Consider the following 16,185-nt stretch of genomic DNA (forward strand, 5'->3'; position numbering starts at 1 on the left):
TGAACCTCTCCTTCGGTGAGTGGGTCAAAAAACGATGGTCTGGTTGCCGTGCCGGATGACACGGTCGTCGGCGTGCCATTCCACGGCCCGCGAGAGCACGGCCCGCTCGACGTACGCGCCGCGGGCCTGGAGGTCCGCCGCGGTGTAGGCATGGGTCGCACGGGCCACGTCCTGCTCGATGATCGGGCCCTCGTCGAGGTCCTTGGTCACATAGTGCGCCGTCGCCCCGATGAGCTTCACGCCCCGCTCCTTGGCCTTGCGGTACGGGGCCGCCCCGATGAAGGCCGGCAGGAACGAGTGGTGGATGTTGATCAGGGGCACCCCGATCTGGTCGAGGAAGCCGGCCGAGAGGACCTGCATGTACCGGGCGAGCACGACGAAGTCGACGTTCCCGCCCAGCAGCCGCAGGATCTCCGCCTCGGCGGCGGACTTGTCGGGGCCCGAGGAGGGGACGTGGAAGAACGGGATGCCGAAGGCGCGCACGTCCTCGGCCGTGTTCGTGTGGTTCGAGATCACCATGGGGATCATGACCGGCAGCTCACCGCGGCGGTGCCTCCACAGCAGCTCGAGCAGGCAGTGGTCCGATGTCGAGACCATGATCGCCATGCGTTTGGGGATGGAGCGGTCCGTGAGCCTCCATTCGAGCCCGAGGGGGCCGAGCGTCGCCGCGAGGTCGGCCTCGAGGTCCGGCATCGCGAGGGTGAGGTCCCGGCGGGCGAAGACGACCCGTTGGAAGAAGTCCCCGCTCCTGGGATTGGTCGAGTACTGGTCGAGGGCGATGATGTTCCCCTGATTGCGCGTCACGAGGGCCGCGACGGCGGCGACGATGCCCGGCTGGTCCGGGCCGTGGACGATCAGGCAGGCCTGATCCCTCGTGGACTCGGCGTGCACTGCCATCGCTGCACCGTCACTCCCGCTCGGCGATGAATCTGCGGGCCCAGTCGGCCGTGGCCTGCAGCCCGCCGAAGGTGTAGAAGTGGAGGCCCACCTGGCCCGGGATGGCCGTGCCGCGCCAATGGTCCACGAGCTCCGACGCGAGGTTGTCCACGAAATGCTCCGGGCCGGCCTCCCCGATCAGATTCGTGAGCGAGAAACCGTACTTCTTCACGATCATCGCGTTCGCGCCCACTCCGAAGCGCTTGGCGAAGCTGACCAGGCGCTTGACGCCCGCGGGCCCCGGGACTCCGACGCGGATCGGGGCCTCGATGCCCCGGTCACGCACGCCGGCGATCCACGCCGCGACGGGATTGGTGTCGAAGGCGAACTGGGTCAGGATGGCGGCATCGAGGCCCTGCTCCCTGAGGGCCACGACCTTGTCCTCGAGGGCCCGCGCGAGGATGTGCTTCGGGATGTCCGGGTGGCCCTCGGGGTACCCGCCGATGCCCACCTCGCGGACCCCGTACGTCGGCAGGAGGCCGCTCGAAATCAGCGAGAGGGAGTCCTCGAACGGGCCCTCGGGGACGGCCGGATCGCCGCCGATTGCGAAGATGTGCTCTGAGGCGCCGACGTCCTGGAGCCGGCCGAGGAACTCCTCGAGCTGCGCCCGCGACCTGAGCCTGCGCGCGGAGACGTGGGGGACCGGGACGAAGCCGCTCTCACCGACCGCCTTGGCGGCGGCGACCCGCATCTCGAGGTCTTCATTGCCGAGGAAGGTGACGTTGATCCTGGTCCCGGAGGGGATGCGGTCCCTGGCCTCGAGGAGCGCGGGGACATCCTTGCCGGTCATCTCGAGGGAGAAGCCGTGGATGAGTTCGAGTGATGCGTGCCGGTTGATCGCGGGTTTCGACTTGGTCACGATCGCGTCCTTTCGACGAGAGCGCTTCGTCGCGCCCACTTCGAAGATACCTTTGTAGATAGGTACGGTCCATAGGTAAAGTCAGCGGAGCGCGAAGACCGGCCGCTGCCTGCCCACGAACAGGCCGACCACGAGCTGCACGGCCAGGACGAGTTCGACGGACAGCAGCGGCACGAGCCAGCCCCCGCTCCAGGCCAGGAGCCCGCCGAACACGACCGGCCCGATCGCCGCGATGGCGTAGCCGCCTGACTGCGCCATGCCCGAGAGCCGCGCCGCCGTGGCGTGCGTGCGCGCCCGGAGGCTGAAGAGGCTGAAGGACATGGCGAGGGACGCGCCCGAGGAGAGCCCGTACGCGAGGACCCAGCCGAGGAACAGCGCAGGCAGGGCGATGAGCCCTGCCATGGCCGCGAGGCCGAGGACGGGGATGAGGCACGGCGCCCAGCGCGCGACACGGCCGCGCAGGAGGAGCGGGACGGCGAGCGATCCGAGCAGCGACGTCGCCTGGAGCAGCATGACGTCCACGCCCGCGACGACGTCGCCCCGTCCGAGGCTCTGGGCGAAGGGCGCGAGCCACGTGACCATCATGTAGAAGGTCATCGCCTGGGCGCCCATGTACGCCAGCACGAGCCAGGCTACGGCGTCGCCCCAGATGCCGAGCCGCCCCGCCGCAGGCTCGGCCTCGGCCCGGATGGCCTGACCGCTTGGGAGGACCCCGGCACTGTCGACGCCGTCGGGCCCCGGCCGCAGCATGACGCCGGCGACCCAGGCGGCGACGGCGAGCGGCAGGAGCACCCCGGTGGACAGGAGCGCCCAGCGCCATCCGAGGTCCTCGCCTCCGGCATCGATCTCGGACACGGGGACGACGACGCCGGACGCGAGGGCTCCCGCGCCGCTGAGGAAGGCCGTGAACAGCGACGTGACAGTCGGGACGCGGTCGCTGAAGTCCTTCCTGATGACGGCAGGCAGCAGCACGTTCCCGACCGCGAGCGCCGCCCCGATGAGGACGGTGCCTCCCCAGACATTGGCCTGCGGGCCGGGCACCGAGCGCCATGCGGTTCCGACGCCGAGGGCGAGGAGCGAGGCGAGCACGACGGCGTTGACGCCGAACCGCGCGCTCAGGCCGTGGGCGAGCGGGGAGACGACGGCGAAGGCGATGAGCGGGATCGCGGCGAGCAGGCCGAGGGCGGCCTCGGTCGTACCGAGGTCGCCCGCGATCTGCCCCAACAGCGGCCCGACGCCGGTGATGGTCGCACGCAGGTTGGCCGCGATGAGCAGGACGGCGACGAGGACAAGGAGGAGGCGCGGGCGCCCCACCCCTGCCGGGTGCGGCGCCCGCGCCTCGCTGCCCATGGCCCGCGCTCGGCGGTCTCAGCCGGCCGCGAGGGCCTCGGGATCGAGGTTGGCGACCGAGCGCGTGTCCTGGAACGCCCGCACCCCCTCGATCCCCTGCTCCCGGCCGAACCCGGACTGCTTCATGCCTCCGAACGGGGCATGCAGGTCGAGCCTCGTGGCACCGTGGTCATTGACCCAGACGTAGCCGCAGGCGAGCTGGCTGCCCACCCGGCCAGCGGCCTCGCTGCTCGCCGTCCACACCGATCCGCACAGCCCTGCCCAGGTGTCGTTGGCGGCCTTGATGGCCTCCTCGTCGCTGTTGAACGGGATGATCGGGATGACCGGCCCGAACTGTTCCTGCGTCACGACGCGCAGCGACGGGTCCGGGTCGATGACGATGGCGGGGCGCAGGAAGTTGCCGCCCTGCAGTTCGGGGTCCGTCGGAAGCGATCCGAACTCCCTCACGTCGGCCCCGGAGGCCTTCGCCTCCTCGATGATCTCGCTGACGAAGGCCTTCTGGGCGGCCTGGTGGAGCGGCCCCATCGTGGTGCCCTCGTCGAGGCCGTAGCCGACCACCGCCTTCTCCAGCCGCGCCGAGAGCCCGGCCACCACCTCGTCGAGGCGCGAGCGGTGGACGTAGACCCGCTTGGCGGCCATGCAGATCTGGCCGGTGGTGTCGAAGATCCCGGCATAGAGGCGGTCGAGATGCTCGTCGTCGAGGACCGCGTCCTCGAGGATGAGGGCCGCGTCGTTCCCGCCGAGCTCGAGGGTCACGCGCGTGAGGGACTTCGAGGCCATCTCCATGATCCGCTTGCCGCCGGCGACGCTCCCGGTGAAGCAGACCTTCCCGACATCGGGGCTCGTGATCAGGGCGGCCATGTCGGCGTCCTTGCCCGTGACGACGTTCAGCACGCCCGGCGGGAGCTTCTCCGCGACCCGCTGCACGACCCTCGCCATCGCGAGCGGGGTGGTGGGCGGCGGCTTGACGATCGCGGTGTTGCCCGCGATCAGCGCGTGCGGAAGCGACGCTCCCAGGATCGCAATGGGCCAGTTGAACGGCACGATGACCGTCACGACGCCGAGCGGCTGGTAGGAGACCGTGGTCGAGACGGGGATGCCGGGGGCCGGAGGGAGCACCTTGACGGCGTCGACCTCGTCCGCGAGCGCGATCGCGAGGTTCCACCGGATCTCGAACACGAGCGAGTCGACCCAGGCCTCCATCCGGATCTTCCCGTTCTCCTGGGACAGGATCGCCGCGTCCTCGTCGCGGGCCTCGGCGATGCCCTCGATCGCCCGCTGCATGTACGCGGCGCGCTCCTGAGCACTCAGCGCCGACCACGCTGGGAAGGCGGCCTTGGCAGCGGCGATGGCGTCGTCGACGTCGTCGGGGCTCGCCGCCGCCGCGTGTCCGACGACGCGGCCGGGCTTCCCTGGGTCGGCCACCTCGAGCGTCGCCTCGGTCTGGCGCTCCCGGCCGCCGATGTACAGGCCGGTCACCACGGGTGCCGTGGGCGCCGAGGGATTCAGTGTCTCGGTCATTGGCTCCACACTCCTTGTGCGCGGTTGGGGTTGAAACTGGTCAGCTCACTTCTGCACGACGGGCGTGCCGTGCGTGTGGAACGTCTCGATCGTCTTCATGCCCCAGGCCTGGCCCTTCTTCCGCTCCTCCATGGACCACTCCACGACGGGCGAGTCGGGATCGAGCAGCAGGCGGGCGCCGGCGTTGGCAAGCTCGATGCGGTTCCCGCCGGGTTCCCAGACGTACAGGAAGAACGTCTGGTTGATCGCGTGCTTGTGCGGGCCCGACTCGATGTGGATGCCGTTCTCGAGGAAGATGTCCGCCGCCTTGAGGATGTCCTCGCGCGTGTCCGGGGCGAAGGCGACGTGGTGGAGCCGGTTGCCGTGCTTGAGCCAGTCGTCGGAGTACACGATGTCGTAGGACTTGTTGTTGAAGTGGAACCACCAGGCCGCGTAGCCGCCCTCGTCGAGCTTGATGCGCTCGCTCTCGCGGCCGCACAGGACGTCGGCGACGAACCGGCCGTTGGCCACGACATCCTTGGCGAGGTAGTTGATGTGGTCGAGGCGCCGGACGTTGACCCCCCGCCCGGGGAACGCGGAGGCCTGGTTCTTGAGTGCGGGCTTGTCGTCGGTCGCGACGTACCGCTCGGTCTCGTAGTAGATCGCCATGTCGTGCCCGTCCGGGTCGCGGAAGGCGTACGAGGGGCCGGTGCCCACCTCGCCGTCGGTCCAGCCGATCCCGAGACCCGAGGCCTCGATCGCCGCGACGCGCCGCTCGAGGGCCTCCTGGCTCGTGGCCCGGAAGGTCGTGCGGCCCACGCCGGCGTCGTCGGAGGCGGTGAGCTTGATCGTGTAGAGCTGGTACTCGTCCCACGTGCGCAGGTAGACGGAATCCCCGGCCTCCGCCACCACGCGCATCGCGAGCAGGTCGCGGAAGAACCAGAGGCTCTTCTCGAACGTCGGGGTCAGGAGCTCGACGTTGCCCACATGGGCGATGTCGAACGAGGTGGAGGCGGTCACGGGTCTGTCCTCTCTCTACAGGCGCGGGCGCGGGAAGACCCGCCCGTCGAAGATCTTGCGGGCGGTGCGGAGGGCCGCCGAGCGGGTCACGGTGAATGACGGTGCGCCCTCGGCAGACGCGCCGTCGGTCTGCTCGAGAGCGACGTCGACGTCGAAGTAGCCGGTCGGGTGCTCGATGCGCCAGGGCCCTCCAGCCTCCGGCAGCACGGCGATCCCCTCCCCCACCGATCCCTTCGCGAGCACGCCCGCGGCCACCGTCAGGGCCCCGAGGACCCCGATCGAGGTATGCACCCGCACCGGCAGGAAGCTGCGGGTCGACACGACGCCGCCATGGCGGGGCGGGGACAGCAGCACGAGCTTGGGCACCGTCGCCGCGCTCACGTCGCCCATGCCCATGAGCTGCGCGGAAGCGAGGCGGATCTCCTTGAGGCGGGCCGCGAGCGCGGCATCGGCCTCGAGGTCCTCGGGTGACTCGTCGCCCGCGAGGCCGAGCTCGGCGGCGCGCAGCAGCACGCTCGGCATGCCGTTGTCCACGCACGTGGCCTCGACCCCCGCGACCGTGTCGCGCACGCTGCCCGTGGGGAAGAGCGCGCCCGTTGACGAGCCCGCGGTGCCCTCGAAGTCGAGGGCGACCGCCCCGGCAGTGCCGGGGACGCCGTCGATCGCGAGATCGCCGTCGTACTCCACCTCACCATGGGGGGTCGAGAACCGCGCGACGGCGATGCTGCCGGTGTTGACCATGCGGATGCGCACCTCCGTCCACGGGTCGCCGGGCTGCACGAGGCCGCGCTCGACGGCAAACGGCCCGATGCCGGCGAGGATGTTGCCGCAGTTCTGCCGGTCGGTCACGAACGCCTCGTCCACGCCGACCTGGAGGAAGAGGTAGTCGACGTCAGTGGCGCCGTCCCGGGACGGCGAGACCACGGCGACCTTGCTCGTGAGCGGATGCCCACCACCGAGGCCGTCGATCTGGCGGGCGTCGGGGGTGCCCATGATCCGCAGCAGCAGGTCATCGCGCTCCGCGGGGTCCGAGGGGAGGTCGGAGGCCAGGAAGTAGGCGCCCTTCGACGTGCCGCCACGAAGGTAGAGGCAGGGGATGCCGCTATCTGCCATGCCGCACTTCCGCACTGCTCCTCATGCCCGGTAGACCGTGCGGGCGAAGTCGTGGTAGGGCGCAGGGGCAACGGTCGCGCGGATGCGCACCTGGCGGTGGTTGGCGTCGACGCTCGCCTTGCGGGACACCGGATCCTCGCCCCAGACGACCTCGACCTGAGCACCGTCCGGCACCTCGTTGTCGAGCGTTGCAAGGGACATGTACAGCTGGTCGTAGGCGACGTAGCCGGCGTCCGTCGAGATGCCGACGCGCCTGCCCTCCTGAAGAACCTCGTCCATCTGGAAGAGGCCGTACCGGGCCTTCGGGAAGTCCAGGTACTTCGCCGGCGCTCCTGGCTCCATCTGCGAGCGCACGACGGCGGCGACGTCCTCGGCGTTCCAGATGAGCGTGACCTTGCGGCGCCGCTGGTTCTCCGCGTGCTTCTCGAGGGCCTGGCGGCCGTGGAAGTCGTGGTCGAACCGGACGGACCTCCCGAGGCCGATGTCGTAAGGGGTCATGTAGTAGTCGTGGACGTCTGTCGAATAGAGCGATCCGCCGATGGACCCCGCGCGGGCGGCCGGCAGCCACTCGCGGTACTCCGCGAAGTCGTCATCGAAGATCGCGGGGAAGGGGGTGGGCACCCAGCCGGACTCGAGCGGCGAGGCCGAGTAGGCCTTGGCCCCGATCCGGCGGATGCCGAACTCGGCGCCCGCCTCCATGAGCGCGTCGAGCACGGTCTCGTTGTCGTCCCACGGTCCGTAGAACTCGAACCCGGGCTGCCCGGCCATCCCGTGGCGCAGCGCCTTCACCCGACGCCCGGCGATCTCGACGTCGGCGATGTGGAAGAACTTGACCTCCGGGATCGGCCCCGCGAACACCTTCTCCATGACCTGGTTGGCTCGTGGTCCCTGCAGCTGGTAGCGGTAGAACGTCGGAGGGCCCTGCCGCATGACAGAGTTCGGCTCGAGGCGGTGCTGGACGTCCTTGCCCGCGGCCGCGGCCTTCTCTACGTTGAAGCGCACCCAGTCGATGAGCAGGTGGTGCCCGATGAGCACGATCCCCTCGGGGGCATCGGCGTTGTAGAACAGGATGCCGTCGCCGACGAGGTAGCCGTCGTGGTTGACCGAGATGAGCTGCTTCGCGACCCCCGGCCGGAACGTCGCGAAGGTGTTCGGCGAGATGGAGGCCAGCAGCGGCAGGAGATCGCCGCCGCCGAGGAACAGCTGCGTCATGTGGTGGGACTGGTCCATGAGGGCAACCGTCGTGTTCCACGCACGCTGCTCGTCCCTCCAGTTGGTGAACTCGGGGGCCACCGGGAACGTGAAGGCCGGCCAGTCCTGGTTGCGCAGGAGCTCCACGGGGCTGCCCACCCGGGCCAAGGCCTGCGCAAGGGAATCGGAGGTCATCGTCGACACATCCTTTCGGCGAGTGCCGTGGGGGAAGGCCCATCAAGGGGCCGCTGCCAGAAAACCACCCCTCTGGTGGCGGGTCAAGGCCTCCACTACATTATTGTCACCAATTGTGTCGTGAGTGTTGGACAGTGTCTCTCAGAGTCCCTCAGAGTCGTTGCTCAAAGGAGAACCGATGGCAGCCAAGAACCTCCAAGACGTGCTCGACGCGGCAGGCGGCACCGTCGAACACCTCCGCAACTCCCAGCTCGGCACCTACATCTATCCAGTGGTCCCCGCGGAGTTCACCAATTGGCGGCGTGAGCAGAAGGCCTGGCGCGAGACAGCGGTCCTCTACGACCAGTCGCACCACATGGTGAACTTCTTCCTCAAGGGCCCTGACGCGCTCAGGCTCCTCTCCGACACAGGCGTCAACAGCTTCGCGAACTTCCCCGTGGACACCGCGAAGCAGTTCGTGCCGACGGCATCGAACGGAGGCGTGATCGGGGACGGCATCCTGTTCCACGAGGCCGAGCAGGACTTCGTCTTCGTCGGGCGCGCCCCCGTAGCGAACTGGCTGCAGTTCCATGCCGAGACCGGCGGCTACGACGTCGAATTCACCTACGACGACCGCTCCCCCTCGCGGCCCTACGGGCAGGCCGTGCACCGGGAGTACTACCGGTTCCAGATCCAGGGCCCCGCCGCCTGGCAGATCATCGAGAAGCTCGCGGGAGGCACCGTCGAGCCGGTCAAGTTCTTCCACATGCGCCGCATGACGATGGCCGGCGAGCAGGTGCGGACCCTGCGGCACGGCATGGCCGGCGCGCCCGGCCTCGAGATCTGGGGGCCCTATGAGCAGCATGGGAGGGTCCGGGAGGCGATCCTCGAGGCGGGAGCGGAGTTCGGCATCGAGCCCTGCGGCTCGCGCGCGTACTCCTCGAACACCCTCGAGTCCGGATGGATCCCCTCGCCGCTGCCGGCGATCTACAGCGGCGAGGCCGAGCGGCCCTACCGCCAGTGGCTTTCCGCCACGAGCTACGAGGCCATCAACGCGCTCGCCGGCTCCTTCGTGGCCCACGAGATCGACGACTACTACCTGAACCCCTGGGAGCTGGGGTACGGCTCGTTCGTGAAGTTCGACCACGACTTCATCGGCCGTGACGCCCTCGAGAAGATCGACCCGGCCGCCCAGCGCAAGAAGGTCACGCTTGCATGGAACGACGACGATCTCGCGAGGATCTGGGCCTCGTTCCTGGACCGCGACGGCCTCGGGTACCAGTTCTTCGACATCCCGAACGCCAACTACGGCTCATCGAACTACGACTCGGTGGTGGACGCGGACGGCACGGTCGTGGGGCTCTCCCTCTTCACCGGGGTGACGGCCAACGAGCGGCGCGGCCTGTCCCTGGCCACGGTGGACCCGAACGTCGCGATCGGCACGGAGGTCCGGGTCGTCTGGGGCGAGCCCGACGGCGGTTCGCGCAAGACGACCGTAGAGCCGCACGAGCAGATCCATGTACGGGCCGTCGTGAGCCCCGCCCCCTATGCCGTCACCGCCCGCACCGAATACCACGGCGGCTGGCGCACGGCGGCGTCCTGAGCCCGGCGGGCCGTCAGAGCTCCCGCAGGGCCTCGATGACGCTGAGCAGATGGCGGCGCACCGCCTCCTCGGCCGCCTCGGGATCCCGGGCGAGGATCGCGTCGATGATCGCCGCGTGCTCGAGCACGGAGACCTTGGCCCGCGCGGGCCGCGACGACAGCTTGTACTGATGGCGGACGCTCTGCGCGTGCAGCCGCGCCAGCACCTCCGCCGCCGTGGCATGACGGCTCATCTCGCGCACCCGGACGTCGAGGAGCTGGTTGAGCCGCGAGTACTCGACGAGGTCGCCCTCCGCGACGGACTCGAGCATCTCCGCCCGGAGCCGCCGCAGGTCCTCGGCGTCCTCGTCGCTGAGGCTCGCCGCCGTCTTCGCCGCGCAGAGGCCTTCGACGCGCATGCGCACCTCGAGGATCTCGATGGCCTCGGCCAGGGAGACCGCCCGGACGCGCGACCCGCGGTTCGGGAGGCGCTCGATGAGTCCCTCGCCTGCGAGCTCGAGCAGCGCGGTCCGCACCGTCGCACGGCTCGCGGAGAACTCCGTGCTCAGGTCCGCTTCGACGAGCCGCTGGTTGGGCGAGTACTCCCCCCGGACGATCGCGTCGCGGAGCAGGTCCGTGACACGCGCCTCGGGAACCGCAGGGCCCTCGGCCATCTCCTCGTCAGCAGCCGTCCTGCTTCCCACCGCTGGCGCCATGTTCCCGCTCGCTTCCTTCGCTCGTTGGTGCCGCGGCTCCGAGAGCCACGATTTTGTCGACAATTCTAGAGCCAATCTTGGGAGGACCACATGCGCATCGCGGTCCTGGGCCTCGGCGAGGCCGGGAGCATCTATGCGGCCGAGCTCGCCGCACGCGGGGCGGCGGTCAGTGCGGCGGACCCGCTCGCCGACGCCGCCCCGGCGGGGGTCGCGCTCGCCGACGGGGTCGCCGCGGCAGCGAGGGGCGCGGATGTCGTGCTGAGCCTCGTCACGGCCGAGGCCGCGGAGGCCGCCCTCGCCGAAGCCTTGCCGGCCATGGAGCGCTCCGCCGTCTTCGGCGACCTGAACACCATGGGGCCGGACGCCAAACGCAGGCTCGCCCGCAGGGCGGAGGACGCGGGCATCGCCTTCGCCGACGGCGCCATCCTCGCACCCGTTCCGCGGGCCCGCGTCGACACACCCCTGATCCTGAGCGGCTCGGGGGCGGACGAGCTCGGGAGGAGGCTCGCCGAACTAGGCGTGCCTGCGACGGCGCTGGGCCCCGAAGCGGGGGTCGCCGCCGGTCTCAAGATGCTGCGCAGCGTGTTCATGAAGGGCCTCGCCGCGACCGTCTTCGAAGCCGCAGAGGCTGCCGCGGCCCTGGGCGCGAGGGACTGGATCCTCGGCCAGATCGCGGCCGAGCTCGGCCCGTCGGGCGGTGCCCTCGTGCAGCGGCTTCTTGAGGGCACCGCGCTCCACGCCGGGCGGCGCGAGGCCGAGATGCGCGAGGCACGCTCCTTCCTCGATGCCCTGGGAGCGCCTCACCCCATGACCGACGGCGCCATCGAGTGGCTGGGGTCGCTGGCCGACGGCGCGGCCACCAAACAGCCCAGCACGCCATCCAAAATCGTTGACAATCTCGTCTCCGATCCGTAGCGTCAGTTCCACTGGCGTCCTCTTGCGACGGCAGTTCCCGCGCGGTGTGCGAAAGGGAGGTGCAGATGGCCGCACGTCTGGGCCTGAACGGCGTCAGCCTGCACTTCGGCGGCGTCAAGGTGCTCGAGGACGTGAGCTTCGACGTCGAGCCGGGGGTCATCTTCGGCCTCGTCGGCCCGAACGGCGCCGGGAAGACCTCGCTCTTCAACTGCATCAGCGGCCACTACAGGCCCAGTTCCGGCTCGATCACGATCGACGGGACCGAGGTCGTGGGGGCCGCGCCGTCGCACCTCGCCCGGCTCGGGCTCGCCCGCACCTTCCAGCATCCCGCCCTGCAGCTGCGGGCCACAGTGCTCGAGAACGTCCTCCTCGGCGGGCACACCCGCCTTCCCGGCGGACCGGTCCCCTGGGCCCTCGGTCTTCCCTTCACGGCGAGGGCCGAGCGCGCGATCCGCCGCGAGGCGCTCGGCCTGCTGGAGCGGGCCGGCCTCGGCTGGGCCGCGCACCTGCCCGCCGACGAGCTCTCCCACGGCCTCCACAAGGGAGTCGAGTTTTGGCGCGCACTCCTCTCCAGGCCCTCGCTGCTCCTGCTCGACGAGCCCGCCGCCGGGCTCTCGCACGCGGAGGTCGAGCAGCTCATCGCCACCGTCAAGAAGGTCCGCGACGAGCAGGACATCACCATCGTCGTCGTCGAGCACCACATGGGCCTCATCTCGGCGCTCACCGACCGGGTCGTCGTGCTCGACCACGGCCGCAAGCTCATGGAGGGGACGGCGGCCGAGGCGCAGTCCGATCCCCGCGTGATCGAGGCGTACATCGGGAAGGACGCCGTCGATGACGCTGCTTGAGCTCGCGGACGTCACCGCGTCCTACGGCCCGGTGCGGGTGCTGCACGGCGTCTCGCTCACCGTGCCCGAGGGCGGGGCCGCGGGCATCCTCGGCGCGAACGGTGCGGGCAAGACGACGACCCTCCGCGCCATCAGCGGCACCGTCCACACCGGCGGGCGGATCAGGTTCGCCGGGAGGGAGGTCCGGGGACTGCGGCCAGACCAGGTGGCCGCCCTCGGCATCGCCCACGTCCCCGAGGGCCGCGGGACGCTGCCCCAGCTGAGCGTGCGCGAGAACCTCCTCGTCGGCGCCTACCTGCGCAAGGCGCGGAGGGAGATCTCCGCCGACGTCGACTACTGCCTCGACCTGTTCCCCCAGCTGGAGGCCCGCATCGGCTCGCGGGCGGCGGCGCTCTCGGGGGGCGAGCAGCAGATGCTCGCCGTGGCCCGGGCGTTCATGGCCAAGCCCAAGCTGCTGCTGCTCGACGAGGCCTCCCTCGGGCTCGCGCCCAGCACCGCCAGGACGGTGTACGGGGCCATCCGCCGGCTTCGGATCGAATCGGGCATCGCGATGCTCGTCGTCGAGCAGAACGCCAACCTCGCCTTCACGCTCGTCGACACCGCGACCGTGCTCGAGACGGGGCGCAGCGTCCTCACGGGGACCTCCGCCGAGCTCAAGGGCATGGACGAGATCCGCCGCGCCTACCTGGGGGGCTGAGACCGTGGAGACCTTCATCCAGCTCACCGTCGACGGCCTCTCCACGGGATCCATCTACGCGGCTCTCGCCCTCGCGATCGTCCTCGTGAGGCAGGCCACCGGCCTCATCAACTTCGCCCAGGGCGGCCTGGCCGTGCTGTCGGCGTACCTCGCCTTCGCCGCCGTCGAGCTCGGCCTCCCGCTGATCCTCGCGATCCTCATCTCGGTCCTGCTTTCGTTCGCCGTCGGCGCCCTCGTCGAGCGCCTGCTCATCCGCCGGTTCGAGCGCGGCGATCCGGACACCGCCGTGGTCGTGACCATCGGCCTGCTGACCCTCGTCACGGGCGTCGTCGCCGTGATCTGGGGGTACAACAACCGACAGTTCCCCTCACTGTTCCCCCTCACGAGCGTCAACATCCTCGGGGCCGTCGTGAGCCTGCGCTCGCTCGCGACGACGCTGACGATCCTCGCCATCATGGGTCTCCTCCAGCTGCTCTTCCTGAAGACGAAGCTCGGGCTGGCCCTGCGGGCGGTGGCGGACAACCCCGCCTCGTCCGCACTCTCCGGGCTCCCGGTCGGCCGGCTGCTCATGGTCGGCTGGGGCCTCGCCGCCGCCCTCGGCGCCGTCGCGGGCGTCCTCGTCGGCCCGCAGCTCACCCTGACCCCGGGGATGCTCGACGGCGCGCTCGTCTATGCGCTCGCGGCCGTCATCCTCGGCGGGCTGGACAGCCCCATCGGGGCGGTCGCCGCGGCGTGGCTCATCGGGGTCCTCGAGAACCTGGCGGCGGTGTACGTGCCGCTCATCGGGCATGACCTCAAGATCGCTGTGCCGTTCGTGCTGATCTTCGTCATCCTCGTCCTCCGTCCCCAGGGCCTGTTCGGGCGGAAGGTCGTGGTGAGGGTCTGATGACTGCACGTCCTGACGCCCCGGCGTCCTCCGCCCCGCGACGCAGGTGGCTGCGCCTCGCCCTCATCGCCCTCGCGGCCGTCGCGCTCATCGTGGCCCCGCTCGTGCTTCCCCCGATCGCCAACCAGACGCTCGTGCGCATCGGGGTCTACGCGGTCGCCATCCTGGGCCTGAACGTCATCATGGGGTACACCGGCCAGGTCCACCTCGGCCAGATCTTCTTCGTCGGGCTCGGGGCCTACGTGTCCGCCTACTGCGTCAACCAGGACTGGAACGTCTTCGTCGTGTTCGCCGCGGCCTGCGTCGTCGCGGGCGTCGTCGGGCTCCTCGTGGCCCTGGCCGCCGCCCGTCTCGGCGGTCTCGCCATCGCGATGGTCACGATCGCCCTGCCCATCGTCGGCGTCCCTCTGGCCAAGCGCCTCGACGAGTTCACGGGCGGGTCCCAGGGGGTCTCGGCCCGCTTCACGGACGCGCCCGAGTGGTCGGGCCTCTTCACGGACCAGTGGCAGTTCTACATCGTTCTGCTCGTGAGCGCCGTGGCCTTCCTCCTGGCCGCGCAGCTTGTCCGTGGCAAGTACGGGCGAGCTTTCGCCATCGTGCGCGAGAACGAGGCAGTCGCCGCCTCGCTGGGCGTCTCGCCGTACTGGACCAAGGTCCTCGCCTTCACGATCGCCTCGGTCTACGGCGGCGCGAGCGGCTTCCTCTACCTCGCGGCGGTGCAGTACACCTCCCCCGAGACGCTGAGCTTCGGCCACTCGATCGGCCTCCTCGCCGCCATGGTCATCGGCGGCGCCGGGAGCATCGCCGGCTCGCTCATCGGCGGCGTGTACTACGTCTTCGTCCCGCAGCTGACCAACGCGATCGACCCCAGCTACACGGCCCTCAGCCAGGGCGTGATCCTCCTCGCGGTGCTGTTCCTCCTGCCCGAGGGGCTCGTGAGCCTCCCCCGCGTCGCCCGACGGCTCGCGCGCCGGAAGCCTCCCCCTCCGTCGTCGCCGGCCGCAGCGGCGGCGTCAGCCCCGGCGTCGTCAACCCCGGGGACCAGCGCCGGCCCGAACGCTGCGGCACCCGCAACCACCCCACCCGCTACCACAGCACCAGCCAGGACAGAGAGGCAGGAACGGTCATGAAGGTTCGGAACAGGACACGCAGGGCCCTCGGCGCCGTTGCCATGGCGTCGGCCCTCGTCCTCGCGGCGGCAGGCTGCCGCGGCGGCACCGGGGACGGCGGAGGCGCTGGGGCTGCCACCTCCCCCGGCATCACGGACACCACCATCACCCTCGGCGTCACGACCCCCTTGAGCGGCCCGACCGCAGGTCCGGGCACGTGCACCGTGGCGGGCGTCAAGGCCTACTTCGGCGCGAAGAACGCCGCGGGCGGGGTGGAGTTCGGGGACGGCAAGAAGCGCCAGGTCGAGATCAAGAGCTACGACGACGTCTACGATCCCCAGAAGTCGCTCGCCAACTTCCAGCAGATGGTCGCAGACAACGTCTTCGCCGTGACCGCCGGGCTCGGCACCCCGACCAACCGGGCATTCCGCGACGCGGCGATCAGCCAGAAGGTGCCGCAGGTGCTCATCCAGACCGGGGATCCGCTCTTCAGCAACCGCGAGGAGAGCCCGTGGCAGCTCGGCTTCGTGCCGATCTACCAGAACGAGGGCTCCGCCTTCGGGAAGCTCCTCGCCGCGTCGGGCCAGCAGCACAAGGTTGCCATCCTGTACCAGAACGACGACTACGGCAAGGGCTACGTCGAGGGCTTCAAGGATGCCATCAAGGACGCCGCCAACATCACGGTCGTCGGCGAGCTGTCCTACGAGGCCACGGACACCTCGGTGGACGCCCAGCTGACCCAGCTGGCGGCGTCGGGGGCGGATGTCTTCTTCAACGCCATGTCGATCACCCCGCTCGTGATCTCGTCGCTGCAGAAGACGCAGCAGATCGGCTGGAAGCCGAGCTGGTTCCTGCCCTCGAACACCTCGAGCCCGACGGCGATCCTCCAGCCGGGCAACGCGACGGCCTTCCCGGGCATCTACTCCGTGTCCTTCTCCAAGACGCCGCAGAGCCCGGAGTTCGCCCAGGACGAGGACGTCGTGAAGTTCCTCGCCGAACTGAAGCAGTACGCCGACTACCCGGACGTCCCGGCATTCCCCCACTGCGCGTGGAGCTACATCATCGGAGCCACCCTCGAGGAGGCCTTCAAGGGCATGGACCAGCCCACGCGTGACAGCTTCATGGGGTCCCTGAGGAACATCAAGGGCCTCCAGGCGCCGCTCATGCTCGAAGGCACCACGGTCGACACCACCGTGGACGGCCAGCCCGCGGTCTCCTCGGTGCTCGTGCAGAAGTACAACGGCAGGGGCTACGCGACGGCGGAGAAGTTCGGATGACGGCCGGCTGATC

General features: G+C 70.1%; 15 protein-coding genes. 7 read left to right on the forward strand and 8 right to left on the reverse strand.

Features of this window, described 5'->3' with window-relative positions:
* Window positions 1-24 precede the first annotated feature (24 nt).
* The 7 genes from purU to ACUYMY_RS09690 all read right to left on the reverse strand — a co-directional run bounded on the left by purU (window position 25) and on the right by ACUYMY_RS09690 (window position 8,164).
* Window positions 25-897, reverse strand: a complete 873-nt coding sequence (gene purU, locus ACUYMY_RS09660; RefSeq protein WP_481703357.1) for a formyltetrahydrofolate deformylase — start codon at window positions 895-897, stop codon at window positions 25-27.
* A 10-nt stretch (window positions 898-907) separates the two neighbouring features.
* A complete protein-coding gene (locus ACUYMY_RS09665) occupies window positions 908-1,795 on the reverse strand; it encodes a methylenetetrahydrofolate reductase (RefSeq protein WP_481703358.1) in 888 nt (295 codons plus the stop codon).
* Between the two features lie 81 nt (window positions 1,796-1,876).
* On the reverse strand, window positions 1,877-3,145 hold the full coding sequence (locus tag ACUYMY_RS09670) for an MFS transporter (protein ID WP_481703359.1): 1,269 nt from the start codon (window positions 3,143-3,145) through the stop codon (window positions 1,877-1,879).
* Between the two features lie 18 nt (window positions 3,146-3,163).
* Entirely contained in the window at window positions 3,164-4,666 is a 1,503-nt protein-coding gene (locus tag ACUYMY_RS09675; protein ID WP_481703360.1) for an aldehyde dehydrogenase family protein, read from the reverse strand.
* A gap of 45 nt (window positions 4,667-4,711) precedes the next feature.
* Window positions 4,712-5,665, reverse strand: coding sequence for a VOC family protein (locus ACUYMY_RS09680; RefSeq protein ID WP_481703361.1), 954 nt, complete (start codon window positions 5,663-5,665; stop codon window positions 4,712-4,714).
* 15 nt (window positions 5,666-5,680) lie between these two features.
* Window positions 5,681-6,778, reverse strand: a complete 1,098-nt coding sequence (locus tag ACUYMY_RS09685) for a 4-oxalomesaconate tautomerase (protein WP_481703362.1) — start codon at window positions 6,776-6,778, stop codon at window positions 5,681-5,683.
* Between the two features lie 21 nt (window positions 6,779-6,799).
* On the reverse strand, window positions 6,800-8,164 hold the full coding sequence (locus tag ACUYMY_RS09690; protein WP_481703363.1) for an aminomethyl transferase family protein: 1,365 nt from the start codon (window positions 8,162-8,164) through the stop codon (window positions 6,800-6,802).
* Window positions 8,165-8,342: 178 nt separating this feature from the next.
* Between ACUYMY_RS09690 and ligM the strand changes: the two genes are divergently transcribed.
* Window positions 8,343-9,746 carry a vanillate/3-O-methylgallate O-demethylase gene (ligM, locus tag ACUYMY_RS09695; protein ID WP_481703364.1) on the forward strand — a complete coding sequence of 468 codons (1,404 nt, stop codon included), beginning with the start codon at window positions 8,343-8,345 and terminating at the stop codon, window positions 9,744-9,746.
* 13 nt (window positions 9,747-9,759) lie between these two features.
* Here ligM and ACUYMY_RS09700 read toward each other — a convergent pair whose 3' ends face one another.
* Complete coding sequence (locus ACUYMY_RS09700; RefSeq protein WP_481703365.1) at window positions 9,760-10,428, reverse strand: GntR family transcriptional regulator; 669 nt, start codon at window positions 10,426-10,428, stop codon at window positions 9,760-9,762.
* 102 nt (window positions 10,429-10,530) lie between these two features.
* On the opposite strand from ACUYMY_RS09700, the gene ACUYMY_RS09705 reads away from it, so the two are divergent.
* The 6 genes from ACUYMY_RS09705 to ACUYMY_RS09730 all read left to right on the forward strand — a co-directional run bounded on the left by ACUYMY_RS09705 (window position 10,531) and on the right by ACUYMY_RS09730 (window position 16,172).
* Window positions 10,531-11,355 (forward strand): DUF1932 domain-containing protein, encoded by an 825-nt coding sequence (locus ACUYMY_RS09705; RefSeq protein ID WP_481703366.1) that lies wholly within the window; start codon window positions 10,531-10,533, stop codon window positions 11,353-11,355.
* 65 nt (window positions 11,356-11,420) lie between these two features.
* Window positions 11,421-12,203 (forward strand): ABC transporter ATP-binding protein, encoded by a 783-nt coding sequence (locus ACUYMY_RS09710; protein WP_481703367.1) that lies wholly within the window; start codon window positions 11,421-11,423, stop codon window positions 12,201-12,203.
* Window positions 12,190-12,900 (forward strand): ABC transporter ATP-binding protein, encoded by a 711-nt coding sequence (locus ACUYMY_RS09715; RefSeq protein WP_481703368.1) that lies wholly within the window; start codon window positions 12,190-12,192, stop codon window positions 12,898-12,900. Before ACUYMY_RS09710 ends, ACUYMY_RS09715 begins: the two co-directional genes overlap by 14 nt.
* 4 nt (window positions 12,901-12,904) lie before the next feature.
* Entirely contained in the window at window positions 12,905-13,786 is an 882-nt protein-coding gene (locus ACUYMY_RS09720) for a branched-chain amino acid ABC transporter permease (protein ID WP_481703369.1), read from the forward strand.
* The gene (locus tag ACUYMY_RS09725; protein WP_481703370.1) at window positions 13,786-14,916 is read left to right on the forward strand and encodes a branched-chain amino acid ABC transporter permease; all 1,131 of its coding nucleotides are present in this window, start codon (window positions 13,786-13,788) and stop codon (window positions 14,914-14,916) included. Before ACUYMY_RS09720 ends, ACUYMY_RS09725 begins: the two co-directional genes overlap by 1 nt.
* Window positions 14,913-16,172, forward strand: coding sequence for an ABC transporter substrate-binding protein (locus tag ACUYMY_RS09730; RefSeq protein ID WP_481703371.1), 1,260 nt, complete (start codon window positions 14,913-14,915; stop codon window positions 16,170-16,172). The genes ACUYMY_RS09725 and ACUYMY_RS09730 overlap by 4 nt, the downstream gene beginning before the upstream one ends.
* Window positions 16,173-16,185: the final 13 nt, after the last annotated feature.

Source organism: Sinomonas sp. T428B, from assembly GCF_056780155.1.